This is a genomic window from Methylibium sp. Root1272 (assembly GCF_001425905.1).
In the GTDB taxonomy this organism is placed as follows: Bacteria; Pseudomonadota; Gammaproteobacteria; order Burkholderiales; family Burkholderiaceae_C; genus Methylibium.
This window is the reverse complement of record NZ_LMDY01000014.1, coordinates 181183-204367: the sequence shown is the minus strand read 5'-3', so window position 1 is coordinate 204367 and position 23185 is coordinate 181183. Positions and strand designations below refer to the sequence as shown.

The window sequence follows — 23185 nt, the reverse complement described above, 5'->3', positions numbered from 1 at the left end:
TGCGCTCTGCCGCATCGGCTGTCTCTGGCACGTCTCGTGCGCCTGACCGCGTCATGCCATGGGAGATCCGCCGATCCGTGGCCTCTGCAACGGTGGATAACGAGGAGACCAAGACTGTGAAGCTGATCCAGAAGATGGGGCGCATCGCCCTGGCTGCAACCTGCCTGCTGTCGGGCGCCGCGCTGCATGCCGAAGAAGGCCCTTGGATGATCCGCGTTCGTGCGCTGCTCATCGATCCGGACAACAAGTCCGATGCGATCCCGTCGCTGGCGGTACCTTCCAACGCGGTCGAGGTCGACAGCCGCTGGGTGCCTGAGCTCGACATCAGCTACTTCTTCAACAAGAACCTGGCTGCCGAACTGGTGCTGGCCTACACCAAGCTGGACGTGAAGGTGCGCGACAGCGCCATCGGTGCTTTCGACGCCGGCTCGTTCTACGCGCTGCCGCCGTCACTGCTGCTTCAATGGCACTTCCTGCCGGAAGGGAGCATCCGCCCCTACGTCGGCGCGGGGATCAACTACACCCACATCTCGCGGGTGAAGCTCGCGGTGCCCGGCGTGCTGCCGCTCTACCTCGAAAGCAGCAGCGTCGGCCCTGCGCTGCAGGCCGGCGTCGACTTCAAGCTCGACGGTCCGTGGTCGCTGAACTTCGACGTCAAGAAGGCCTGGATCGAGTCGGACATCCGCACGGGCGCCGGTGTGCGGGTGAGCAAGGCCAAGCTCGACCCCATGCTGATCGGCATCGGCGTCGGTTACCGCTTCTGAACGCCAGGGCCGCCGCGCGGCGGCCCTATCCCCCTGAACCAGGGCCGCCCTCGCGGTGCCGTCATCCTTCACCTGCGGGGGCGAGAGTGCCTCTCGCCGACGGCCAGACCGACAAAATCGGAGCGTGAAGACGTCGCAATCCGAGTTGGACTTTGCCGATACGGTCCCTGCCGCGCTGGCCGGGGCGGAGACAGGAAACTGGTTCACCGGGGCGTGGGTCGGCGGAGCCTCGCCCGTCGACACCGCGGCCTCGATCCACGAACTCGATACCAGCGTCAGGCTGCCCATCCGGGAACGAGCGAGCAAGGGCTACGGTGATGCGCCCGATCCCTACGGGCGGCGTGGCTATGACCGGCGCTATCCGGTGGTCATGATGGTGAGCGCGATACGCCATCGCCGGGTCGTCTGCATCATGGCGATGGCCGCAGCAGTGCTCGGACTTGCCTCGCTCCTTGTCGGTTGACCGAGGATCGCCCGGCGCCGTCCGGCGCCGTCCGGCGCGGGACCCGGGTCGGCCCCTTGCAGCTCAGTGCTGAACGCCACCGACCCCGAGCTTCAGCAGAAGCCGCAGGTACTCGAGTCGTGCGTGAAGTTCCGTCAGGTCCTGCACCAGGTCTGCCCAGAGCGCCTCGCGCGCATCGAGCGTGCGGTAGGCGGGCAGCGAGGAAGGCTTGGGGGGAACAGGCGCGTCCATGTCTGGCACTGAGCGGGTTTCGAGGTCTCAATGGTCTCGCTCGGTCGTGCCGTCGGCAACCCCGTGTTCGGGTGACGGCGCTGGGTCGCCCGTGGATCAGAAGCGCCGAGAGGCGTTCGCCTCTTGCAACTGCTTGCACTCCAGCCGATTCGTGAAGCGTGGTTCCTCGCATCGGCGGTGAACGCAGAATGGCTTCACGAAGAAGTTGCGGTCGGCGCACAGTTCGGCCGGGCCGGCCGCGACGACGCGCGACCCGTTGCCGCGCTTGCGGCTCTGCGAAGTCTTCGCAGCCGGCAAGACCCCACTGGATGTCGCGGGGCGAGTCGGTGCTGCGGCCTTGTCGGGAGCCTCTTTCGACTCCGCTGCGGTCGAATCAGGGGGTGCCGCGGCGGCTTCGAGTGGCGGCGGCTCCATCGGCGCACGCTCGGCGATCAGTGTCGGCCTCGGTGCCGCGATGGCCTGCCGGATGGGTGCTTCGCCCAGCGGCTCGCTCGACTCGTTCGAACTCAACGGCCACAACATCGCGAGCGGAAGGAGCACGCTCAGGCTGGCCAACGACGGCCTGAACCAGACGCGTGGTCTCGGCAGTGCACTCCGATGCGGCGCACCCGGCAGGGTGGTGGATGCCGCGGCTGGGGCGCGCAAAGGCCGCCCGGAATGGGGTGCAACCACCAACGCCTGCGTGCCGCGAGAGGCACGCGGCGGCGGCGGGCCCTGAAGCGCCTGACGGAAGGCGTCCACGTCCTGCGGTCGGTCCTCCGGTCGGACTGCGAGCCCCCAGTCGATGGCCGACAGGAAGCTGTGCGAGATGCCGGCGTAGTGGCGCTCCGCGAGACGGTGCATGTCGTCGTGTATGGATCGCGCGGTCGACGCCGGTGGTGGCTTGCCCTCCAGCAGATAGACCACCAGGGACGAGAGGGCGTACAGATCGGTCCAGGGGCCTTGGCGCAGGCGCGTGGCTTCAGCGTATTGCTCGATCGGCGCGTAATGGGGCTTGACCACGGCGGTGAGCAGTTGCGTCCGATCGCCGATCAGGCGGCGCGCCGCGCCGAAATCGAGCAACACCGGCAGGCCAGCGCCAGTCAGGACAACGTTGTCCGGCGCGACATCGCGGTGGTAGATGCGTTCGGCATGCAGCAGTTGCAGTGCCTCGAGCAACGGGTCGACGATCGAGCGGAGCCACACCTCGGTGGGCGGTTGCGTCATCGAGCGCCTCAATTCCCACAGCGTGGGTCCGCGCAGATAGGGCATGGCCATGTAGGCGGTGCCGTTGGCCTTCCAGCTGCTGTGGACCTTGACCATGGCGGGATGCGAGAACCTTGCCAGCAACTTGGCCTCGTCGACGAAAGACTCCAGCGCCAGTGCGAACGTCGTCGCGTGGGTCAACGACCGCACCGTGACCTCGCAGCCCTCTCCTCGGCAGACCAGGTGCGAAGGCAGGAACTCCTTGATCGCCACATCGCGGTCGAGCGCATGGTCGCGGGCGAGGTAGACGATGCCGAAGCCACCAACGGCCAGGACGCGGACGATCTCCATCTCGCCGAAGCGCGTGCCCAGAGGAAGAGCCAATCGGTCCATCACGGAATCTCGGAATCAACTGCGGTAGAAGGCCAGACAGTTCGGCGCGAAGCGCTGCATCGCACACGCCACGGAAGAGTCTTGACGCTCAGTCCGCCGCTGTCTGTCGGACGAGCCGTTACCCTGCCGTAGGAGCGAGATTACAGCCCGGTTCGTTGATTCCATCTTGGCGTCATGGCGGTTCGGTAGCCGGTGACGAACACGGCCGCACGCCGGGGAACCCCGCTCCCCGAAGTGCGGGGAGAGCACACCCTCGGTCGCGACCCGCTCCTATGATGAAGCGGGATGGTCCGAGAGGCGGAGAGACAACATGAAGGCAAAAACCTGGACGCTGACCTTGGAGTCGGGCCGGCAGGGCGGCTTCACGCTGCGCGACGAGCGGGGGTTCGAGATCGAGAACGTCCTCGCGATCGAACCCAAGGGACGCGATCCCTACGGCAATCCGATCCACGTCTTCGAGATTGCGGTGAACCTCAGGGAGATCGAGGCAAAGCCGCAACGCTGTTAACCGCACGGGCGACGCCGGTGCTCCGGTCGGCCAAAGCAAAAAGCCCCGCACTTGCGTGCGAGGCTTCGGCTTTATTGGCTCCCCGACCTGGGCTCGAACCAGGGACCTACGGATTAACAGTCCGGCGCTCTACCGACTGAGCTATCGAGGAATCGAGCCTCAGATTATAGCGGTTTCGGTATCGCGCTCACAAGTCCGCGCTGAGCGAGACGCGCCAGGTGCGCGGGGCCATCGGGTAGAGATAGACATGCTCGAACTGGTAGGGCGACTCCTGCCAGGCGCGCCGGTCCAGCACGTTGTCGACGCCGACGCGCCACACCAGCGTGCGTGTGTCGATCTTCTGGGCATAGCGCGCTCCCAGGTCGACGCGTGCCCACCCGGCGATGCGCGTCGCGCCGTCGTTCGGCAGCAGCGTGCGGTCGCTCTCGGCGACGATGCCGCCCTGCAGGTTCAGGCCGGCCAGACCGGGCACCGCGTACTGGGTCTGCAGCTTGAGCACACGCTCGGGCACGTTGGGCGGGCTCTGGCCATCGACCGTGGGGTCGGCGCTGTCGGTCCGCTCGGCGTGCAACAGCATGGCGCTGACGGCCCAGGTCCACGCCCCCGTTCGGGCATCGACGCCCGCTTCCACGCCTCGATGCCGAGCGCTGCCATCGGATCGAAGCGGGCCCGGTATCACACTGTTGTCGCGCGCATAGACCGGCCGATCGATGTCGAAGGCCGTCAGGTTCCAGTTCATCTGATCGGTGCGGCCCTTGATGCCGATTTCGAGTTGCCGGCTCTTCAGTGCGGGTAGCGCTTGCCCGGCGTTGCTGTAGCTGCCCGGTCGATTCGGTACGACCTGGGATTCGATGCCCTGGCCCCAGCTGACATAGGTCGTGAGCCCGGGTTGCCATTCGTAGTTCAAGGCCACCCAGGGGGTCGTGACGTTCTGGCGGTAGTCGGTCGACTCCGTGCCCGAGGTCGTGAGGGTCTCGCGGTGCAGGCGCGTGTGGCGCAGGCCGAGCCAGGTACTGAGGGCCGGGGTGAGCTGGATCACGTCGCGGATATAGAGCTCGGCGTTGCGTTCGTCGCGGTCGGTGTTGTCGCTCAGATCCGCCGGGCCCGGCGGCGTGACCGAGTTGCCGTCGATGCTGCCCACCCCGGCGTAGGTGTAGATCTGCTGCTCGAAGCGTGCCTTGAAGCGCGTGAACAGCACGCCGGTCGTCAGTTGGTGCTCGAGGCCGGCGGTCGCAAAGCGGCCCTGCAGTGAAAGATCGAGCGCGTTCGTGATCCGGCGTTCGTTCTCGCTGCGGAAGTCGTAGAGGTCATAGCTGCCGTCGCTGCAGTAGCGATCGTAGTTGCCCTCGGTATCGCAGCCGTAGGGGAAGGCCAGGCGGTCATCGGTGCGCAGCCGCTGGGTGCCGTAGTGCGCCTTGGCGCTCCACTCGGCGTTCAGTCGCTGCGTCAGGCGCAGGCTGGCGGTCTGTCCTTCCAGCACCACCGGCTGCGACCACGGCTGGTTGTTCAGATTGATGCGCGGATCGATGCCATTCGCGCTGGGCACGCGGTTGCCGAGCAGGCTGAAGCCGGGCTGGCTGGGCTGCGAGCGGCGGCTGGTCTCGACCTCGGCCTCGATCAGGGTGTCGGGCGCCGGGCGCCAGTCACCAGCCAGCGCGAACAGGTGGCGCTTGCCGTTCGCGGCGCGCAGTTCGGGGTCGAGGTGCTCGGCCGCAACGTTGACGCGCACACCGAAGGCCCGGTCGCTACCGAAGCGGGTGGCCAGGTCCACTGCGCCGAGCACGCTGTTCGCTCCGCGCCAGGCCAGCGTGGCGCTGCGCACCTCGGCGTCGGGCCGCTTGACGACGAGGTTCGCCAGGCCGCCCGGTGCGCTGGTGCCGGCCTGGATGCCGCTGGTGCCCTTCAGCAGTTCGATGCGCGACTTGTTGTCGAGCGCGATGGCGGTTTCAGCATTGATCGGCAGGCCGTCGCGACGGTAGTTGTAGCGCTGGTCGAGCACGTAGCCGCGCACCGTCAGCGAGTCCCAGTAGCCCACGCTGTTGTAGGCGTCGCTGACGCTGGCGTCGAGGCTGGTCAGCGCACGCAGGTTCTGCGCGCCGGTGTCCTTGAGCTGCTCCTCGCCGATCACGCGAGCCTGCAGTGGGCTGCGCGTCAGCGGGATGTCGCCGAAGCCGGCGAGCTCGGCGCGGTTGCCCTCGCGGGGCGCCGAGATGCTGACGGTGGGCAGGCTGGCCGCTGCATCGTCGTCGGCCGCCTGGGCGGTCGAGGTGCAGGCCAGGGTGGCGAGCGCCACGCGGGTGAGAGAGAACGGTCGAGACGATGCCATCGTGCTTCCAATGCGACGGCAGGGCGGCGGTTCCGCAAGGTGGACGCCCCGGCAGGGCGGGGTGAGGCACACCGAAGATCGCTTCCCTGCGCGAGGATTACCTCAATCAGGTTCAAAGGGACTTTCTCAGTCGAGCCCGGGCCTCTTGCGAGAGCGGGTCAACACCCCTAGCTGGCATCGCGCGGTGCTGCGCGACACGGTGCGGATTATGACGCGCGGACCCGCACCCGTCGAAAAAGAAAGAGCCCGCACGCGGCGGGCTCCTGGTGCGGCGTGATCGAGGCGCTCAGTCGAAGACCGGTGTTTCCACGCCGAGCACCTTGTGGAGCTTCGGGCTCGTGGTGGTGTACTGCAGATGGATGCGTTTCTCGGGGAAGATGTAGGGCGCGGCGCCGAAGGCCGCCAGCGCCGCCTCGTGGAAGCCCGAGAGGATGAGCTTCTTCTTGCCGGGGTAGACATTGATGTCGCCGACCGCAAAGATGCCCGGCACGCTGGTCTCGAACTTCTCGGTATCGACGACGACCTGCTTGCGCTCGATGTTCAGGCCCCACTCGGCGATCGGGCCGAGCTTGGGGCTGAGGCCGAAGAACACCAGCAGCATGTCGAGCGGCACCACACGGGTCACGCCGTCGCCGCCGGTGACCTTCACGCTTCGGAGCTGGCCGTCGGCCTCCTCGAAGCCGGTGACCTGGCCGACGATGAACTGCATCTCGTAGGCGTCGCACAGCTCCTTCATCTTCGCGACCGAGGCGGGCGCGGCCTTGAAGCCGTCGCGGCGATGCACGAGGATCACGCTCTCGGCCTTGTTCGGTCCGTCCTGGACGAAGTTCAGCGTCCAGTCGAGCGCCGAATCGCCGCCGCCGACGATCACCAGGTTCTTGCCGGCGAACGCGCTCGGGGTGCGCACGCGGTAGTGCAGTTGGTTGCCGTCGAACTTGTCGAGGCCGTCGACCCTCAGCAGCCGCGGCTGGAATGAGCCCACGCCGCCGGCGATGAAGATGGTCTTGGTGATGAAGCGCGTGCCCTTGCTGGTCTCGAGGTCGAAGCGGCCGTCCTCGCGCTTGTTCACCAGCGTGACTTCCTGGCCCAGGTGAAAGGTCGCACCGAACGGCTCGATCTGCTTGAGCAGGTTGTCGGTGAGTTCCTTGCCGGTGCACACCGGCACGGCGGGGATGTCGTAGATCGGCTTGTCCGGATAGAGCTCGATGCACTGGCCGCCCGGGTAGGCGAGTGAGTCGATGATGTGGGCCTTGATCTCGAGCAGGCCGAGTTCGAACACCTGGAACAGGCCGACCGGCCCGGCGCCGACGATGACCGCATCGGTCTCGATCGGGCCGTCGTGGCTGTTCGCGGTGGCGGTGATGGCGGGGTTGATTTGCGGGTCCATGAGAAAGGGCAAGGTGGATTCGGTCAGCGGATCAGTTCGCCGAGCTTGTCGGTGCGGTCCTTCCAGTCGTCGGCATCGGGCAAGGCGGCCTTGCGCTTGGTGATGCTCGGCCAGTTCTTCGACAGCTCGACGTTGATGGCGATGAACTTCTGCTGGTCGCCCGGCACGTCTTCCTCGGGCAGGATCGCATTGACCGGGCACTCGGGGATGCAGACGGCGCAGTCGATGCACTCGTCGGGGTCGATCACCAGGAAGTTCGGGCCTTCGCGGAAGCAATCCACCGGGCAGACGTCGACGCAGTCGGTGTATTTGCAGCGGATGCAGGCTTCGGTGACGACGTGGGTCATGGCGGTTCGGGGTGGGTGGAGGGCGGCGTCGTTCGACGCAAAGCAACTGATTTTAAGGGCTGGGGGTTTTCACGGAACGGGTCGCCGGGACGGAGGCGGGGTCTCGCGGCTGGGCCGCCTGCCGAGCCTCCCCGCGAGGTAGCGCGGACGCTCCCACGCCGACGGTCACCACGGCGGGCCGGCCGCTGTGCAGCACGCTGGCTTCTGCCAGGGTGGCGACGCGGTGGTCACTGCTCAATTGGTCGGCACAGCCGGCGCGCGACACCACGCAGACCGGCGTCTCGGCCGGCCAGCCGGCATCGCGCAGGCGACGGGCCAGCGCAGCGAGCTGGCGTCCCGCCATGTAGAACACCTCGGTGTCCGCGCTGCGGGTGGCCTGCAGTTCGCCGGCACGCGTCATCGCGGTGCTGAGGCTGACGCTGCGGCCACTGCCGCGGCGCGTCAAGGGGCGTTGCGTCGCTGCAGCAGCGGCAATGGCGGCGGTGACACCAGGCACCACGTCTGCCGCCAGCCCCTCGGCCGCCAGCGCCAGCAGTTCCTCTTCCAGGCGGCCGAACACACTGGGATCGCCCCCCTTGAGCCTCACGACGCGCAGGCCCTGGCTGGCGAACTTGACCAGCAGGGCATTGATGCGCGTCTGGCCGGTCGCGTGGCAGTAGCCCCGCTTGCCGACATCGACCCAGCGCGCCTGTGGCGCCAGCTCGCGCAAGGCCGGATCGGTGAGCGCGTCGAACAGCACCACCTCGGCCTCGGCCAGCCGGCGCGCGCCGCGCACGGTGATCAGGTCCGCGGCACCCGGGCCGGCCCCGATGAAGACGACTGGCGACAGACGGCTGTCCATCACATGGGCCACGTCAGGCCGCCGCAGCGACCAGCAGGGCGCCGCTGGTGCGGTTGCTGGCCGGGTCGACGATGATCAGCGCGCCGCCGATGCGGTTGGACGCATACGCCTCCACCGGCAACGGTGCCTGCGTCTCGATCTGCACCTGACCGATCTCGTTGACCGCAAGCTCGTGCGCGTCGCCGTTCTCCAGCGTGTGGATGTCGCGCCGGCTGTCGATCGCCGTGATGCGCGCCTGCACCCAGCGGTGGCCATGACGCAGCCAGTACTTGCGGCCCACCTGCGCCGGCTCGGTGTCGAGCCAGGCCAGCGTGGCAGCGAAACGCTGCGTCGTCTGCAGCGGTGCGGTGCTGGCGATCCAGTCGCCACGGGAGATGTCGAGCTGACGGTCGAGCACCAGGCCCGCCGACTGGCCGGCCTCGCAGCAGCCCACCACCGCGCCGGCACGCCGGACCTCAGCCACGATGGCGGTCTGCCCGCTCGGGAACACCTGCACCGTGTCGCCGGCTCGCACGCTGCCGTGGGCGATCCGGCCCCACACCGTGCGCGGCTGGTGGCCCGTGCCTTGCTCGCCCTGCTTGGCGACGTACTGCACCGGGATCAACAGCGCGCCGTCGTGGCGCTCGTCGGTGGCCGGCAGCGTGTGCAGCAGTTCCAGCAGCGTCGGGCCGGTGTACCAGTGCCAGACGGCCGAGCGCACCGTGGCGTTGTCGCCGCGCAGCGCCGAGACCGGCACGATGCCCGCCGGCACGATGCCGGCCTGGCCGGCGAAGTGGTTCAGTGCCTCGCTCACCGCGGCGAACGCCGCCTCGGCATCGGCGTCGATCGCGTCGAGCTTGTTGATCGCGAACACGATGTTGGGCACGCGCAGCAGCTGCGCCAGCACCGAGTGCCGGCGCGTCTGCGGCAGCAGCTGCAGCGGTTTCGTGCGCCAGTCGAGCTTGGTGATGTCGACCAGCACCACCGCCGCATCGCTGCCGGCCGCGGCGGTGACCATGTTGCGCGTGTACTGCTCGTGGCCCGGTGCGTCGGCGATGATGAACTTGCGCTGGCGCGTCGCGAAGTAGCGGTAGGCGACGTCGATCGTGATGCCCTGTTCGCGCTCGGCTTCCAGACCGTCGGTCAGCAGCGAGAGATCGATGGCGCTGCCGGCGGCGCGCTTCTCCAGCGCATCGAGCTGGTCGGCCAGGATCGCGCGGCTGTCGTACAGCAGGCGGCCGATCAGCGTGCTCTTGCCGTCGTCGACCGAGCCGGCGGTGAGGAAGCGCAGCGCCTTGTGGACCAGCGCGTCGGCTTCGGGGGAGAGAACTGCGGTGCTGCCCATGATCAGAAATAGCCTTCCTTCTTGCGGCGCTCCATCGAGGCGTCCGAGGTGCGGTCGTCCATGCGGGTCGCGCCGCGCTCGCTGATCGTGACCGTCAGCGTTTCGGCCACGATCTCGGCGGCGTTCGCGGCCGGGCTCTCGACCGGGCAGGTGCAGGTCATGTCGCCGACGGTGCGGAAGCGCACGAGCGCATCCTCCACGGTCTCCCCGGCCTCCGGCGGCGTCACGTCCGTCAGCGGAACCAGCAGGCCCTTGCGGCGGATCACCTGGCGCTGGTGGGCGAAATACAGGTTCGGCAGCGGGATGTTCTCGCGGGCGATGTAGAGCCACACGTCGAGCTCGGTCCAGTTGCTGATCGGGAAGGCGCGGAAGTGCTCGCCGGGCTTGATGCGCGTGTTGAACAGGCTCCAGAGTTCCGGGCGCTGCTCCTTCGGCTGCCACTGGCCGAAGCTGTCGCGGTGGCTGAAGATGCGCTCCTTGGCGCGTGCCTTCTCCTCGTCGCGGCGGGCGCCGCCGATCAGGCAGTCGAAGCGGTGTTCCTCGATCGCCTCGAGCAGCGTGACCGTCTGGTGGCCGTTGCGCGACTCCAGCGGGTGCGACAGGCGGATCGTTCCGCGCTGGATGGAGTCCTCGAGGTGGCCGACGATCAGGCGCTCGCCCATCTCCGCGATGCGGCGATCGCGGAACTCGATGACCTCGGGAAAGTTGTGCCCGGTGTCGACATGCAGCAGCGGGAAGGGCAGGCGGCCTTCGAAGTCATTGCCCTGCTTGCGCATCTTGAAAGCCTTCTCGGCCAGGCGCAGCACGACGCACGAATCCTTGCCGCTGGAGAACAGCAGGGCCGGGCGCTCGAAGGCGCCCGCCACCTCGCGCAGGATGAAGATGGCTTCTTCCTCGAGCGCGTCGAGATGACGATGGTCGATTTCGGGCAGCAACTGGTTCATGTCGAGAGACGCATTCATTGGGGAGCTCCGATGGCGGAGACGACGGCCGCTTCCTGGTGGACGTGCAGGCCGCATTCCTTCGCCGCGTCGTCCTCCCACCACCAGCGGCCGGCGCGGAAGGGTTCGCCCACCGCGATCGCGCGGGTGCAGGGTGCGCAGCCGATGCTGGGCATGAACTGGTCGTGCAGCGGGTTGTAGGGCACCTGGTGCGCATCGATGTAGTGCCACACGTCGGCCCAGCTCCAGTCGGCCAGCGCGTTGAGCTTCAGGCGGCCGGCGTCGTCCTGGTCGCGGAACGGCACCTCGCCGCGGGCGTCAGACTGTTTGCGGCGCAGGCCGGTGATCCAGGCGCTGCGGTCGGCCAGCATGCGCGACAAAGGCTCGAGCTTGCGGATGCTGCAGCAACCCTTGCGCAGCGCGAGGCTCCGGTACATCGCCTCCTCGCCGTTGAGGCGAACGAATTCGATCACGGCCTCCGCCTTCGGACGATAGACCTCCACCGCCACGCCGTAGTGCTGCTCGATGCGGTCGATCAGCGCCGAGGTCTCGGCGTGCAGCTTGCCGGTCTCGAGCGTGCCGATCGCGATCGGCAGCGCGTGGCGCGCGATCAAGTCGGTGATCACCATGTCTTCCGCGCCAAGGCTGGTGGCCTGCACGATGCGACCGGCGTGCTCGGCTGCGGCGTCGCGCAGCCGTTCGACGGCTTGCGCGACGCGGGCTTCGAAACCTTCCGTCGTGCGTGCATACAGCGCGATCGCGCTCATATCGCCGCCCCCTGGCCCAGGAACTCGTGCGCTGGCTCCCTGACGAGCGCCTCCACGGCGGCCGGCGGGAGCGCGAACAGCGGATGGTTGTCGCGCGCGTCGCCCTGATAGTGGCCGCGGAAGAAGCCGAGTGCGCGCTCGGCCACCTCGACGGACTGGTCGCCGCGCAGCGCCACGGCGTCGAAGCCGGTGCGGGCCAGCAGCGGCATCATGTCCACCAGCACGTCGCCGGTGGCGCGCACCTCACCCGTGAATCGATAGCGCGAGCGCAGCAGGCGGGCCTGGGTGTAGGCGCGGCCGTCCACCCACTTGGGGAACTGCAGCGCCACCAGCGCGAGCCTGGGCAGATCGCCCTCCAGTTCCTCGATGTCGGTGTCGTTCGGCACGATCACACCGACCGGCAGATCCGCCGGCCACTGGCTGCGCGCGCCGTGCCATTGCGTCAGCGTCAGCAGCCGCTGCGGGGCCGGCGTGATGGTCACCATCGGGCCGTCCTCGCCGCCGACGGTGCGCCAGGCATCGCGATGGATGTCGATGAATTTCATGCGGCCACCTTCGCCGTGCTGCGGCGCACCGCGTTGGCGGCGATCTTGAAGGGGTCGAGGCCGACGCGCCGCACGGTGTCGATGAAGCGTTCGTTCGCGGCGCGCTGTCCGCGGTAGGTCTCGATCACGGCCTCGATCGCATCGGCCACCTCGTCGGCCGCGAACGACGGGCCGATCACCTTGCCGGGCACCGCGGAGGCCAGGCCGCCGCTCAGCGCCGAGCCGTCGGAACCGCCCAGCGTGACCTGGTACCACTCGGCGCCGTCCTTGTCGACGCCGAGGATGCCGATGTGGCCGCTGTGGTGGTGGCCACAGGAATTGATGCAGCCGCTGATGTGCAGGTCGATGTCGCCGATGTCGTAGAGCTCGTCGATGTCGGCAAAGCGCTCGGTGATCTGCTCGGCCACCGGGATCGAGCGGGCGTTGGCCAGGCCGCAGAAGTCGCCACCGGGGCAGGCGATCATGTCGCTCAGCAGGCCGATGTTGGGTGTGGCGTAGGCGGCATCGCGTGCGGCCTGCCACAGCGCGTACAGATCCTCCTCGCGAACCCAGGGCAGCAGCAGGTTCTGGTCGTGCGTGACCCGCGTCTCGCCGTGCGAGTAGCGGTCGGCCAGGTCGGCGGCCAGGTCGAGCTGCTTGTCGGTGGCGTCGCCGGGCGCCTGGCCGGCGCGCTTGACGGACAGCGTGACCGCGCGATAGCCGGCGAGGCGGTGGCCGTGCACGTTGCGCTCCAGCCACCTGCGGTAGGCCACCGGCGCATCCGCCGGGGCGCCATCGCCGGTGCTCGCGTGGGCGGCGACGCCCTCGGGCAGCACGAAGCACGCGGACACGCGGTCCAGTTCGGCCTGTGGGATCAATTGCGCGTCGCCGTCGACGTCGCGGCTCAGGATGGCGTCGAATTCCTTGCCCACCTGTTCGATGAAGCGCTCGCCCTCGGCCTTGACCAGGATCTTGATGCGCGCCTTGTACATGTTGTCGCGCCGGCCATAGCGGTTGTAGACGCGCACGATCGCCTCGATGAAGACGAGGATCTGGTGCCAGGGCAGGAACTCGCGGATCACCACGCCGGGGATCGGCGTGCGCCCCATGCCGCCGCCGACCAGCACGCGGAAGCCCACCTCGCCGGCGTCATTCCTGTGCAGGTGCAGGCCGATGTCGTGCCAGGCGGTCGCGGCGCGGTCTTCGGTGGCGCCGGTGACGGCGATCTTGAACTTGCGCGGCAGAAAGGCGAACTCGGGGTGCAGCGTGGTCCACTGCCGCAGGATCTCGCAGTAGGGCCGCGGGTCGACCATCTCGTCCGGTGCCACGCCGGCCAGCGCGTCGCTGGTGGTGTTGCGGATGCAGTTGCCGCTGGTCTGGATGCCGTGCATGTCGACGTCGGCCAGCAGGTCCATCACGTCGGCGCTCCGTTCGAGCGGAATCCAGTTGTACTGGACGTTCTGGCGCGTCGTGAAGTGCGCGTAGCCGCGGTCGTGGTCGCGCGCGATCCGCGCCAGCTGGCGCAGCTGGCGGCTGCTCAGTTCGCCGTAGGGGACCGCCACACGCAGCATCGGCGCATGGCGCTGGATATACCAGCCGTTCTGCAGGCGCAGCGGACGGAATTCGTCGTCACCCAGCGTGCCGGCACGGTTGCGCTCGAGCTGGTCACGGAACTGCGCGGCGCGCTGGTGCACGAAAGCGCGGTCGAAGGGGGTGTATTGGTACATCGCTCGTCGTCTGTCAAACCATCGTTCGGTGAAGGAGCTTCGCGCCGGGGATCGCCGGCACGGCGGCCCCGGCGCCGGTCATGCCGACAATGGCGCCAACCCCGAAACCGACCCGCACCGCGATGAAGCCCATGAATGCTTGTTGCGCTGCCACAAAATGCTGCAGTGTCGAACTGTAGGGACCGCATGAGCAAATGCGAACAACAGATAAATGAATTGCTTATCCAGCAGCGGAATAAAGAATCTCCGATCGAGCGATTTTAATGTCTGACAACTTGATGAAGGCATGGGGTCGCCGCCGCTGCCTGCTCGGCGCGGCGGGTGGCGTGCTGGCCTTGGTCGGCTGCTCGACGACCGCGCCACTCGCTCCACCGGTGGTCGTGGTACCCGTGCCTCCGGCCGGCGTCCCGAAGCCAGTGCCCCGGCCGCCCCGCATCGGCCTGGCCTTGGGCGGTGGTGCGGCCCGCGGCTTCGCCCACATCGGCGTGATCCAGGTGCTGGAAGAGCAGGGCATCCGGCCCGACCTGGTGGTCGGCACCTCGGCCGGCAGCCTGGTGGCGGCCATGTGGGCGTCCGGCAAGAGCGGCGTCGAACTCGGCTCGCTCGCCGAAAGCATGGACGAATCGGCCCTGACCGACTGGATGTATCCGGGGCGTGGCCTGTTGCGCGGCGAGGGCCTGGCCCGCTACGTGCGCGAGCACACCGACGGTCGGCAGATCGAGGCCATGAAGATCCCGCTCGGCATCGTCGCCACCGATCTGGCGAGCGGTGAGGCCATCCTGTTCCAGCGCGGCGATCCCGGGGTGGCGGTGCGGGCGTCCAGCGCGGTGCCGGCGGTGTTCCAGCCGGTCCGTATCGGCACACGCGAATATGTCGACGGCGGACTGGTCGCGCCGGTGCCGGTGCAGTTCGCTCGGCAGATGGGGGCCGAGTTGGTCATCGCGGTGGATATCTCCGCGGCCACCGAGGGCCAGCCGACCGGCGACGCCCTGAAGATGCTGCTGCAGACCTTCGCCATCATGGGCCGCAACCTCGGCCAGTACCAGTTGCGCGAGGCCGACATCGTGATGCGGCCGAAGCTGCAGGGCGTGTCCGGGGCGGACTTCGGGGCGCGCCGGCTGTCTGTGCTGGCCGGGCGTGAAGCCGCGCTGACCGTGCTGGCCGATCTGCGCGCCCGCATCGCGGTGAAGACGCACTGAAAGGAAGCAGGAAAGCGGAGCGCCAATAAAAACGGCCCGGAACGAGTCCGGGCCGAAAGGTACCTGGAACCGATGTTCACGAGGGTACCGAGGAGACAACCTTGCAGGGAGACGCCGGCATTCGCCCGGCACCTCACCCATCGTCAGATGGAGGGCAGTCTCACAAGTTCAATGCGCCACGCAAGAAAGGAGTGGCGCCGACTGGGCGCTGGCGAACCAGCCGCCTGGCTCAGTCGTTTCAGCGACGGGCTTTGGTGGCAGCCGCCGTCGCCTTGACGGCGTTGCTGTTCAGGGCCTGGAAGTTGGCTTCGGCCACGTCCTGGGCTTGCTTGGCAGCCTTGGTCACGCTCTCGAGCGCGTTGTTGGCAGCGGCGACGGCCGACTTCACCAGCGCAGCGGCGTTCTCGGTGCCGGCCGGGGCGTTCTTGATCGCGGTGTCGACGACGGCCAGGAAGCTCTTCTGCGCTTCGCTGATCTTGCCTTCGGCGATCTTGCTCACTTCGGCGTTGGTGCCCGAAGCGATGTCATACAGGTGACGGCTATAGGCGGCGGCCTTCTCGGCAGCGGGCTGCAGCAGGTTGGCTTGCAGCGCCAGCAGTTCTTGCGCGTCCTTGGCCGACAGGGTGGCCTTGGCGTGCTCGGCGGCTTCGCCGAGGCCGGACTTCGCGACTTGCAGGTTCAGTTCGACGAGCTTCTCGATGCCTTCGAAGGCCTTGTTGGTGAGACCGAAGAGGGTCTCGAGGTTGGCCTTGTGCGCAGCGATGATTTGTTCGGCGGTCAGCATGTGGAGGTCTCCAGAGGTTGCGGGGCGGTAGGGCTGCAACGTTTGGTGCACTGCAGCATGGAAGGAAGTATACGGACGCCGCGCCAGCTTTCAAGTCTTTTTGTTGCGATGCAGCAATTTAGTTGCCGACCCCTAGACGCGCGGTCCGAGCGGGCCCCGACGCGCGTTGTCGAACGCGCGACACAATCCGCGCTCCCATGCACGCCTACTACAGCGACCACTACGTCCTGCCGCTGCCCGCGGGCCATCGCTTCCCGATGGCGAAGTACCGCATGCTGCGGGATCGGCTGGCCGCCGATTTGCCGGCGGTGCGGCTCGTCGAGGCGCCGGCGGCCAGCGACGGCGAGCTCGCGCTGGCGCACGATCCGGCTTGGGTGAACGCGGTGCTGGACGGGACGCTGAGCGCCGCGCAGCAGCGCGAGATCGGCTTTCCCTGGTCCGAGCCGATGGTCGAGCGCTCACGCCGCTCGGTCGGCGCGACGATCGCTGCCGCCCGCCGCGCACTGGAGGAGGGCGTGGCGGCCAATCTGGCCGGCGGCACGCACCACGCGACGGCCGACAAGGGATCGGGCTACTGCGTCTTCAACGACATCGCGGTGGCTGCGAGGCTGATGCAGGCCGAATGGCACCGCGCCCGGCGCACGCTGCTGCGCGTGGCCGTGATCGATCTCGACGTGCATCAGGGCAACGGCACCGCGGCGATCTTCCGCGACGACCCGACCGTCTTCACGCTCTCGCTGCATGGCGAGAAGAATTTCCCGTTCCACAAGGAGGCGAGCGACCTCGACGTCGAGCTGCCCGACGGCTGCCGTGACGCGGCCTACCTGGCGGCACTGGACGGGGCCCTTGCCACCTTGTGGGCGCGGCACCGCGATGCGCCGCCCGGCCTGGTGTTCTACCTGGCCGGGGCCGACCCGCACGAAGGCGATCGGCTCGGCCGACTGCGGCTCAGCGCGGCCGGGATGGCCGAGCGCGATCGGCGCGTCTTCGCTGCCTGCGCCGAGCGTGGCATCCCCGTCGTCATGACCATGGGCGGCGGCTACGGCGTGAACATCGAGGACACCGTGGCGGTGCAACTGGCCAGCTATCGCGAGGCGCTCGTCGGCTGGTCGGTCTGGCAGGCACGGGCGGCGGCGTCAGGCCTCCGATAATCGTTCGCATGCCCGAGACACCGCCGCATCCAGACCGCCCCGCGCCGCGACCGCGCGACGACTTCCGCCGTTTCCGCGAGATCGCCACCCGCTGGATGGACAACGACGTCTACGGCCATGTCAACAACGTCGTCTATTACAGCTACTTCGACACGGCGGTCAATGGCTACCTGATCGACGCGGGGGTGCTGGACATCCACGCCGGCCCGGTGATCGGCCTGGTGGTCGAGACGCAATGCCGCTATTTCGCGCCGCTGGCCTTCCCGCAGACGGTCGAGGCCGGGCTGCGTGTCGCGACCCTGGGCCGCTCCAGCGTGCGCTACGAGGTCGGCCTGTTCGCCCGAGGCGAAGCGACGAGCGCCGCGCACGGCCACTTCGTGCATGTCTACGTGGACCGTGCGACACGCCGTCCGGTCGAACTGCCGGCGATGCTGCGACAGGCGCTGGAAGCGCTGCAGTGACGCGCAGGCGAAGGGACGCGGCGTGACCGGACAGCCGTCCGCGGCCCTGCAGGTCTTCGATGCCGAGGCCACCGGTGCGCTGCTGCCGGCGGCCGCGCTGCTCGACGCCGTCGCGGAAGCAATGCGCGCCCGGCGGGCGGGACGCCTGACAGCACCTGAACGATGCGTGATACCGCTGCCCGAGGGCGGCAGCTATCTGGTCATGCCGGCCGCGGACGACCGACTGGCGATCACGAAGCTGGTCACCGTTCATCCCGGCCATGCGGCCCGTGGCCTGCCGACGATCCAGGGACAGGTCGTCGTGGCCGACACGCGCGACGGCCGGCCGCTGATGCTGCTGGACGGCCCGACGCTCACCGCGCGCCGCACCGCTGCCGTCACGGCGCTCGGCCTGCGCGTGCTCTCGACCAAGCCGGTCCGGTCGGTGGCCCTGCTGGGTACCGGCGCGCAGGCGCTGGCGCACGCACGCGTGCTGGCTGAACTGGGCGAGGTGAGGGCGCTGCATGTCGTGGGCCGGACGACGGCGCAGGCCGACGCCTTCGCCGATCGGCTGGCGGCCGAGTTGGGCGGCGTCGAGCTCACGGCACACGCCCATCTCGCCGACGCCCTCCGTACAGCGCAGGCCGTCGTGACGCTGACCACGAGCCTGCGCCCGGTGCTGCCGGATGAGCTGCCGGCCGGCCTGCTGGTCATCGGCGTCGGGGCCTTCACACCGCAGATGGCCGAGCTGCCACGGGCGCTGCTGCGCTCGCGTCGCGTCGTCGTCGATGCACTCGATGGCGCCCGCCACGAAGCCGGCGACCTGATCCAGGCAGCGATCGAATGGTCGGGCGTCACCGAGCTCGTCGACCACCTCGACGCGCGGCCCGATCCCAGGCCTGCCGCGGTGCTCAAGACCGTCGGACACGCGGCCTGGGATCTGGCGGCCGCCCACGTCGCGCGGCGTATGCTCGCACCTTCCTGACAACTGATATATCAATGGCGAACACCACTCTCCACCTGCGTCGCGTCGCGCGATGCCGTCGCGCCCTGCTGGCGCTGGTCGGCTGCCTGCCCGTCGCGGCGGGGGCGGCCGAGATCGACGGCAGCGCGCTCGGTGTGGCCTGGGCCCTTCCTTTCGCCGGCATCCTGCTGTCGATCGCCCTGGTGCCGCTGCTGGCGCCGGGCTTCTGGCACCGCCACTACGGCAAGGTCGCGCTTGGCTGGGCGGCGGCCTTCATGCTGCCCTTCGCCGCCCTGGTCGGTGTCGGCGTCGCTGCCGCCGCGCTGGTCCATGCCGCCCTGGCCGAGTACATCCCGTTCATCATCCTGCTGACCGCACTGTTCACCGTGGCGGGCGGCATCCACATCCGCGGCAACTTCCATGGCAGCCCGGGCTTCAACGTCGTCCTGATGGGCATCGGCGCGGTGCTCGCGAGCTTCATGGGCACCACCGGTGCATCGATGCTGCTGATCCGGCCGCTGATCCGCGCCAACGACAACCGCCGGCACTCGGCGCATGTGGTCATCTTCTTCATCTTCATCGTCTCGAACGCCGGCGGTTCGCTGACGCCGCTGGGCGACCCGCCGTTGTTCCTCGGCTTCCTGAAGGGGGTGGACTTCTTCTGGACCGTGAAGCACATCTTTCCCGAGACGCTGTTCCTGGTCGGCGCGCTGCTGGCTCTGTTCTACCTGATCGACCGCCATTACTACGTGAAGGAAGGCGTGTGCCCGGTCGACCCGACGCCCGACACGCCGAGCTTCGCGATCGAGGGCAAGGTCAACCTGCTGTTGCTGGGCGTCATCGTCGCGCTGGTGCTGATGAGCGGAACCTGGCAGCCGGGCGTCGAGTTCGTCGTGTTCGGCACGCCGGTCGGCCTGCCGCAACTGGTGCGCGACGTGGCGCTGGTCGGCGTGGCCCTGCTGTCGCTGAAGCTCACGCCGCTCGGCGTGCACGACAGCAACCAGTTCAACTGGGCGCCGATGCTGGAGGTGGGCAAGCTTTTTGCCGGCATCTTCCTGACCATCGCACCGGTGCTGGCCATGCTGAAGGCCGGCCCGACGGGCGTGTTCGCTCCGATCGTCGGGCTCGTCACCGCGCCCGACGGACAGCCGATCCCGGCGATGTACTTCTGGGCTTCGGGGTTGCTGTCGAGTTTCCTCGACAACGCGCCGACCTACCTGGTGTTCTTCAATCTGGCCGGCGGCGACCCGCAGGTGCTGATGACGACGCTGGCACCGGTGCTGGCGGCCATCTCGGCCGGCTCGGTCTTCATGGGCGCGAACAGCTACATCGGCAACGCGCCCAACCTCATGGTCAAGGCGATCGCCGAGGACCGTGGGCTCCGGATGCCCAGCTTCTTCGGCTACATGGCCTGGAGCTGCGGCATCCTGCTGCCGCTGTTCGCGGTGATGACCCTCATCTGGTTTCTCTAGGAGCAAGAACGCATGGACAAGGTCCTGGTGGCGCGCGCCGCCTTCCCCGACATCGTCGATCGCCTGCGCGCGCACTTCGACGTCGAGGACAACCCGAGCGACACGGTGTTCGACAAGGCGCAGCTGATCGCGCGCCTGCAAGGCAAGGCCGGCGCTTTCACCACCGGCAGCGAGCGCATCGACGCCGAGGTGCTGGCGGCCTGCCCGCAGCTGCGCGCGGTCTGCAACATGGCGGTCGGCTACAACAATGTCGACGTGGCCGCGTGCACGGCGCGCGGCGTGATCATCACCAACACACCCGATGTGCTGACCGAGACCACGGCCGACTTCGGCTTCGCGCTGATGATGGCGGCCGCGCGGCGCATCGCGGAATCGGAACACTACCTGCGGCGCGGCGAATGGACGAAGTGGCACTACGACCAGCTCGTCGGCTCGGACGTGCACGGCGCCACGCTCGGCATCCTCGGCATGGGCCGCATCGGACAGGCGATCGCACGACGTGGAGCGCTCGGCTTCGGCATGACCGTGATCTATCACAACCGTTCGCGGCTCGCGCCGGAGATCGAGGCCACCCTGAACGCGCGCTACGTCGACAAGGCCACGCTGCTGCGCGAATCCGATCACCTGGTGCTGGTGCTGCCGTACTCGGCGGCTTCGCACCATGCGATCGGCGCGGCCGAACTGACGCAGATGAAGCCGACCGCCACGCTCACCAACATCGCGCGTGGCGGCGTGGTCGACGACGCTGCGCTCGCCGAAGCGCTGAAGGCGCGCCGCATCGCCGCGGCCGGGCTCGACGTGTTCGAGGGCGAACCGAAGCTGAACCCGGCATTGCTGGAACTGCCCAACGTCGTGCTGACGCCGCACATCGCCAGCGCCTCCGTCGCCACGCGCCGCGCGATGGCGAGCCTGGCGGTGGACAACCTGATCGCGGCGCTGGGCTGCGGGCCGCAGGCCGGCCGACCGCCGACGCCGGTGAACCCGGAGGTTCTGGCGCCGCGCTGATCGGAGCGCCTCACGCGAGGCCGCCTCGGCGTTTTCCCGCAAACAGAGCGGGAGCTTTTCCTGGTCGTCGACAGCTTGTTGTCAGTTTGAATGACGGACGCGCCTTCGAGCGCGTCCTTCTTCATTCTGACTTTCACGGATTCGACGATGACCCCCTCCAAGAAGACCTCGAGCCGGCTCTCGCCCGGCGTGGCGCTGGCCTGTCTGTCCTCGTTCGGTTCGGCGCAGGAAATCGCGCCCGACCGGCGCGCGATCTCGGCCCTGCCGAGCGTGACCGTGACGGGCACGCTGCCGGATCGGCTGGAAGCCGTACCGGGATCGAGCGCGGTGGTCGGCGCCAGGCAGCTCGAGGCCGAGCGGCCCTATTCGATCCGGGAGGCACTGCAGGCCGTACCCGGTGTGCACGTGGTCGGCGAGGACGCCTTCGGACTGAACCTGAACATCGGCATCCGCGGCCTCGACCCGCGCCGCACCAGCCGCACGCTGCTGCTGGAGGACGGCATGCCGATCCATCTGGCGCCCTACAGCGACCCGACAGCCCACTACCACACGCCGCTAGAGCGCATTGAGCGGGTTGAGGTGATCAAGGGTTCGGGCCAGATCGTCCACGGCCCGCAGACGGTGGGCGGCGTGATCAACTTCGTGACCAAGCCGGTGCGGCGCAGCTTCGGCGGCGAAGTGGACCTGTCGGTCGGCGACCGCAACTTCAGCCGTGCCGCCGGCGCGGTCGGCAGCGGTGGCGACTGGGGCGGCTGGCTCGCCGAGGCGGCGCTGCGCCGCGGCAACGGCAGCCGCGACGGCAGCTTCCATCGCATCCGCGACGTGTCGCTGAAGACCGAGTTCGACCTGGGCGACAAGCAGTCGCTGCGCCTCAAGTTCGGCTACTACGAGGAGGACTCGAAGTTCGGCGAGGGCGGCCTCGATCAGGCCCGCTACGACGCCGACCCGTTCCAGAACGCCTTTCGCAACGACGTCTTCGAGCTCGAGCGCACCGCCTTCCAGGCCGTGCACCGCATCGACTTCTCCGACACCACCCGGCTCGCGACCCAGGTCTATTACCAGAAGACCGATCGCGCCTCCTACCGGCAACTCGATGCGGTCGTCGAGGCCGAGGCCGATGGCGTGGAAGCCGAGAAGGAGCGAGAGGGCCTGCGCTTCGACGAGGTCGGGGCCGACGGCGGCGGCCTCGTCGCCGGTTGTCCGGAGGACATCGACTACAGCGTGCCGAACGGCTTCGAGCAGTTCGCCAGCCTGTGCGGCAACCAGATGCGCCCGCGCAGCTACGAGTTCTACGGCATCGAGCCGCGCCTCGAGATGCAGCATGGCGCCTTCGGCCTGCGCAGCGAACTGGTGGCCGGGGTGCGCCTGCATCAGGAGAAGGTGAACCGCAAGCGCTACAACGGCGCGACGCCCACTGCGCGAGAGAACTCGCCCGGCACCGGGCTGCGCGACGAGTTCGACATCGAGACCGACGCCGTCGCCGTCTACGTGCAGAACACCTTCTATTCAGGCAACTGGTCCTTCACGCCGGGTGTGCGCTACGAGAGCTACCGTCAGAAGAACCGCATCACGCAGGACGAGTTCGCGCCGGTCACGCCCGGCGTCGAGACCTCGCAACGCAACAACGAGGTGCTGCCCGGCTTCGGGCTGACCTATTTCGGCCTGCCCAACACCACGCTGTTCGCCGGCATCCACCGGGGCATCGCGCCGCCGCGGCCCGACGCCAACCTGCCGCCCGGGGACGCCGATCTTCAGAAGGTCGATCCGGAGCTCAGCACCAATGTCGAGCTCGGAATGCGCCACCGTCCGGTGCAGGGCGTGCAGCTCGAGGCCACGCTGTTCCAGATCGACTTCAAGAACCAGATCCTGCCGGGCTACGCGGTCGGGCTGGGCCAGACCTTCGCGAACGCCGGCCGCACGCTCAACCGCGGCCTCGAGCTCGGTTCGCGCATCGACTTCGGCCGCCTCCAGGGCACGCCCCACAACCCGTATCTGACGCTGAGTTACACGAGCCTGTTCACCGCCAGGTTCGACAGCGACCTGCTGACGCCCGACTTCGCGCCGGGTGAGGACGAGACCACCGTGTTCAGAAATGCGCGCGGCAAGCGCCTGCCGTACGCACCGCGCCACCTGCTGTCGGCGGGGCTGGGCTACGAGCACGGCTCCACCTGGGACGCCCGCATCGGCCTCACGCATGTGAGCGAGCAGTACAGCGACGCGCTCAACACGCAGGCGCCGGCGGCGGACGGGCAGTCGGGCGTGATCCCGAGCTACACCACGCTCAACGCCTCGTTCAACTACCGCCTGAAGCCGCAGGGCGTGACGCTGTACTTGAGCGCCACCAATCTGACCGACAAGCGCTACCTCGTCAGCCGGGTCAACGGCGCGTTCGCCGGGGCGCCGCGCCAGCTCTTCGCCGGCGCGCGCTTCAGCTTCTGAGCC

The 23185-nt window shown here is 68.4% G+C and carries 22 protein-coding genes, 1 tRNA gene and 1 riboswitch; of the genes, 10 read left to right on the top strand and 13 right to left on the bottom strand.

What is annotated here, in order from left to right; all coding sequences use genetic code 11:
• The first annotated feature begins 134 nt into the window (after positions 1–134).
• Positions 135–764 carry an OmpW family protein gene (locus tag ASC67_RS13445; RefSeq protein WP_056322168.1) on the top strand — a complete coding sequence of 210 codons (630 nt, stop codon included), beginning with the start codon at positions 135–137 and terminating at the stop codon, positions 762–764.
• Between the two features lie 124 nt (positions 765–888).
• Positions 889–1227 carry a hypothetical protein gene (locus ASC67_RS13440; protein WP_056321577.1) on the top strand — a complete coding sequence of 113 codons (339 nt, stop codon included), beginning with the start codon at positions 889–891 and terminating at the stop codon, positions 1225–1227.
• Between the two features lie 63 nt (positions 1228–1290).
• Here ASC67_RS13440 and ASC67_RS20875 read toward each other — a convergent pair whose 3' ends face one another.
• Both ASC67_RS20875 and ASC67_RS13435 read right to left on the bottom strand, forming a co-directional pair.
• Positions 1291–1458: a hypothetical protein gene (locus tag ASC67_RS20875; protein WP_164481720.1), complete on the bottom strand. Its 168-nt coding sequence runs from the start codon at positions 1456–1458 to the stop codon at positions 1291–1293.
• Positions 1459–1554: 96 nt separating this feature from the next.
• Positions 1555–3036, bottom strand: a complete 1482-nt coding sequence (locus tag ASC67_RS13435) for a serine/threonine-protein kinase (RefSeq protein WP_082536015.1) — start codon at positions 3034–3036, stop codon at positions 1555–1557.
• A 310-nt stretch (positions 3037–3346) separates the two neighbouring features.
• On the opposite strand from ASC67_RS13435, the gene ASC67_RS13430 reads away from it, so the two are divergent.
• Positions 3347–3544, top strand: coding sequence for a hypothetical protein (locus ASC67_RS13430; protein WP_056321567.1), 198 nt, complete (start codon positions 3347–3349; stop codon positions 3542–3544).
• A 75-nt stretch (positions 3545–3619) separates the two neighbouring features.
• Here the strand turns inward: ASC67_RS13430 and ASC67_RS13425 are convergent.
• From ASC67_RS13425 to ASC67_RS13380, 10 genes are all read right to left on the bottom strand, one after another.
• Positions 3620–3695: transfer RNA gene (locus ASC67_RS13425), tRNA-Asn, on the bottom strand.
• Positions 3696–3731: 36 nt separating this feature from the next.
• Complete coding sequence (locus ASC67_RS13420; RefSeq protein WP_056321563.1) at positions 3732–5870, bottom strand: TonB-dependent siderophore receptor; 2139 nt, start codon at positions 5868–5870, stop codon at positions 3732–3734.
• A 66-nt stretch (positions 5871–5936) separates the two neighbouring features.
• A riboswitch (TPP riboswitch) is annotated at positions 5937–6049 on the bottom strand.
• A 107-nt stretch (positions 6050–6156) separates the two neighbouring features.
• Entirely contained in the window at positions 6157–7257 is a 1101-nt protein-coding gene (locus tag ASC67_RS13415) for an NAD(P)/FAD-dependent oxidoreductase (protein WP_056321558.1), read from the bottom strand.
• A 23-nt stretch (positions 7258–7280) separates the two neighbouring features.
• Complete coding sequence (gene fdxA, locus ASC67_RS13410) at positions 7281–7604, bottom strand: ferredoxin FdxA (RefSeq protein WP_056321555.1); 324 nt, start codon at positions 7602–7604, stop codon at positions 7281–7283.
• A 52-nt stretch (positions 7605–7656) separates the two neighbouring features.
• On the bottom strand, positions 7657–8445 hold the full coding sequence (gene cobA / locus ASC67_RS13405; RefSeq protein ID WP_056321550.1) for a uroporphyrinogen-III C-methyltransferase: 789 nt from the start codon (positions 8443–8445) through the stop codon (positions 7657–7659).
• 13 nt (positions 8446–8458) lie between these two features.
• Entirely contained in the window at positions 8459–9769 is a 1311-nt protein-coding gene (locus tag ASC67_RS13400) for a sulfate adenylyltransferase subunit 1 (protein ID WP_056321545.1), read from the bottom strand.
• Between the two features lie 2 nt (positions 9770–9771).
• On the bottom strand, positions 9772–10731 hold the full coding sequence (cysD, locus tag ASC67_RS13395; protein ID WP_056321540.1) for a sulfate adenylyltransferase subunit CysD: 960 nt from the start codon (positions 10729–10731) through the stop codon (positions 9772–9774).
• Positions 10728–11477: a phosphoadenylyl-sulfate reductase gene (locus ASC67_RS13390; RefSeq protein WP_056321536.1), complete on the bottom strand. Its 750-nt coding sequence runs from the start codon at positions 11475–11477 to the stop codon at positions 10728–10730. The genes cysD and ASC67_RS13390 overlap by 4 nt, the downstream gene beginning before the upstream one ends.
• On the bottom strand, positions 11474–12022 hold the full coding sequence (locus ASC67_RS13385) for a DUF934 domain-containing protein (RefSeq protein WP_056321533.1): 549 nt from the start codon (positions 12020–12022) through the stop codon (positions 11474–11476). The genes ASC67_RS13390 and ASC67_RS13385 overlap by 4 nt, the downstream gene beginning before the upstream one ends.
• Complete coding sequence (locus ASC67_RS13380) at positions 12019–13728, bottom strand: nitrite/sulfite reductase (RefSeq protein WP_056321527.1); 1710 nt, start codon at positions 13726–13728, stop codon at positions 12019–12021. The genes ASC67_RS13385 and ASC67_RS13380 overlap by 4 nt, the downstream gene beginning before the upstream one ends.
• A 263-nt stretch (positions 13729–13991) precedes the next feature.
• Between ASC67_RS13380 and ASC67_RS13375 the strand changes: the two genes are divergently transcribed.
• The gene (locus ASC67_RS13375) at positions 13992–14927 is read left to right on the top strand and encodes a patatin-like phospholipase family protein (protein WP_082536014.1); all 936 of its coding nucleotides are present in this window, start codon (positions 13992–13994) and stop codon (positions 14925–14927) included.
• 238 nt (positions 14928–15165) lie between these two features.
• Here ASC67_RS13375 and phaP read toward each other — a convergent pair whose 3' ends face one another.
• Positions 15166–15711: a TIGR01841 family phasin gene (gene phaP, locus ASC67_RS13370; RefSeq protein WP_056321522.1), complete on the bottom strand. Its 546-nt coding sequence runs from the start codon at positions 15709–15711 to the stop codon at positions 15166–15168.
• 197 nt (positions 15712–15908) lie between these two features.
• Between phaP and ASC67_RS13365 the strand changes: the two genes are divergently transcribed.
• The 6 genes from ASC67_RS13365 to ASC67_RS13340 all read left to right on the top strand — a co-directional run bounded on the left by ASC67_RS13365 (position 15909) and on the right by ASC67_RS13340 (position 23182).
• Positions 15909–16862 carry a histone deacetylase gene (locus ASC67_RS13365; protein WP_056321521.1) on the top strand — a complete coding sequence of 318 codons (954 nt, stop codon included), beginning with the start codon at positions 15909–15911 and terminating at the stop codon, positions 16860–16862.
• 8 nt (positions 16863–16870) lie between these two features.
• The gene (locus ASC67_RS13360; protein WP_056321517.1) at positions 16871–17323 is read left to right on the top strand and encodes a thioesterase family protein; all 453 of its coding nucleotides are present in this window, start codon (positions 16871–16873) and stop codon (positions 17321–17323) included.
• A gap of 22 nt (positions 17324–17345) precedes the next feature.
• Entirely contained in the window at positions 17346–18287 is a 942-nt protein-coding gene (locus tag ASC67_RS13355; protein ID WP_235566322.1) for a delta(1)-pyrroline-2-carboxylate reductase family protein, read from the top strand.
• 14 nt (positions 18288–18301) lie between these two features.
• Positions 18302–19738 (top strand): sodium:proton antiporter, encoded by a 1437-nt coding sequence (locus ASC67_RS13350; protein WP_056321514.1) that lies wholly within the window; start codon positions 18302–18304, stop codon positions 19736–19738.
• Positions 19739–19750: 12 nt separating this feature from the next.
• On the top strand, positions 19751–20743 hold the full coding sequence (locus ASC67_RS13345) for a D-glycerate dehydrogenase (RefSeq protein ID WP_056321513.1): 993 nt from the start codon (positions 19751–19753) through the stop codon (positions 20741–20743).
• Positions 20744–20890: 147 nt separating this feature from the next.
• Complete coding sequence (locus ASC67_RS13340) at positions 20891–23182, top strand: TonB-dependent receptor domain-containing protein (protein ID WP_235566321.1); 2292 nt, start codon at positions 20891–20893, stop codon at positions 23180–23182.
• Positions 23183–23185 lie beyond the last annotated feature (3 nt).

Coding starts and splice junctions, on each gene's coding strand:
- ASC67_RS13445 (WP_056322168.1), top strand. CDS start 135: ATGGGGCGCATCGCCCTGGCTGCAACCTGCCTGCTGTCGGGCGCCGCG.
- ASC67_RS20875 (WP_164481720.1), bottom strand. CDS start 1,458: ATGGACGCGCCTGTTCCCCCCAAGCCTTCCTCGCTGCCCGCCTACCGC.
- ASC67_RS13435 (WP_082536015.1), bottom strand. CDS start 3,036: ATGGACCGATTGGCTCTTCCTCTGGGCACGCGCTTCGGCGAGATGGAG.
- ASC67_RS13430 (WP_056321567.1), top strand. CDS start 3,347: ATGAAGGCAAAAACCTGGACGCTGACCTTGGAGTCGGGCCGGCAGGGC.
- ASC67_RS13420 (WP_056321563.1), bottom strand. CDS start 5,870: ATGGCATCGTCTCGACCGTTCTCTCTCACCCGCGTGGCGCTCGCCACC.
- ASC67_RS13415 (WP_056321558.1), bottom strand. CDS start 7,257: ATGGACCCGCAAATCAACCCCGCCATCACCGCCACCGCGAACAGCCAC.
- fdxA (WP_056321555.1), bottom strand. CDS start 7,604: ATGACCCACGTCGTCACCGAAGCCTGCATCCGCTGCAAATACACCGAC.
- cobA (WP_056321550.1), bottom strand. CDS start 8,445: ATGGACAGCCGTCTGTCGCCAGTCGTCTTCATCGGGGCCGGCCCGGGT.
- ASC67_RS13400 (WP_056321545.1), bottom strand. CDS start 9,769: ATGGGCAGCACCGCAGTTCTCTCCCCCGAAGCCGACGCGCTGGTCCAC.
- cysD (WP_056321540.1), bottom strand. CDS start 10,731: ATGAATGCGTCTCTCGACATGAACCAGTTGCTGCCCGAAATCGACCAT.
- ASC67_RS13390 (WP_056321536.1), bottom strand. CDS start 11,477: ATGAGCGCGATCGCGCTGTATGCACGCACGACGGAAGGTTTCGAAGCC.
- ASC67_RS13385 (WP_056321533.1), bottom strand. CDS start 12,022: ATGAAATTCATCGACATCCATCGCGATGCCTGGCGCACCGTCGGCGGC.
- ASC67_RS13380 (WP_056321527.1), bottom strand. CDS start 13,728: ATGTACCAATACACCCCCTTCGACCGCGCTTTCGTGCACCAGCGCGCC.
- ASC67_RS13375 (WP_082536014.1), top strand. CDS start 13,992: ATGTCTGACAACTTGATGAAGGCATGGGGTCGCCGCCGCTGCCTGCTC.
- phaP (WP_056321522.1), bottom strand. CDS start 15,711: ATGCTGACCGCCGAACAAATCATCGCTGCGCACAAGGCCAACCTCGAG.
- ASC67_RS13365 (WP_056321521.1), top strand. CDS start 15,909: ATGCACGCCTACTACAGCGACCACTACGTCCTGCCGCTGCCCGCGGGC.
- ASC67_RS13360 (WP_056321517.1), top strand. CDS start 16,871: ATGCCCGAGACACCGCCGCATCCAGACCGCCCCGCGCCGCGACCGCGC.
- ASC67_RS13350 (WP_056321514.1), top strand. CDS start 18,302: ATGGCGAACACCACTCTCCACCTGCGTCGCGTCGCGCGATGCCGTCGC.
- ASC67_RS13345 (WP_056321513.1), top strand. CDS start 19,751: ATGGACAAGGTCCTGGTGGCGCGCGCCGCCTTCCCCGACATCGTCGAT.
- ASC67_RS13340 (WP_235566321.1), top strand. CDS start 20,891: ATGACCCCCTCCAAGAAGACCTCGAGCCGGCTCTCGCCCGGCGTGGCG.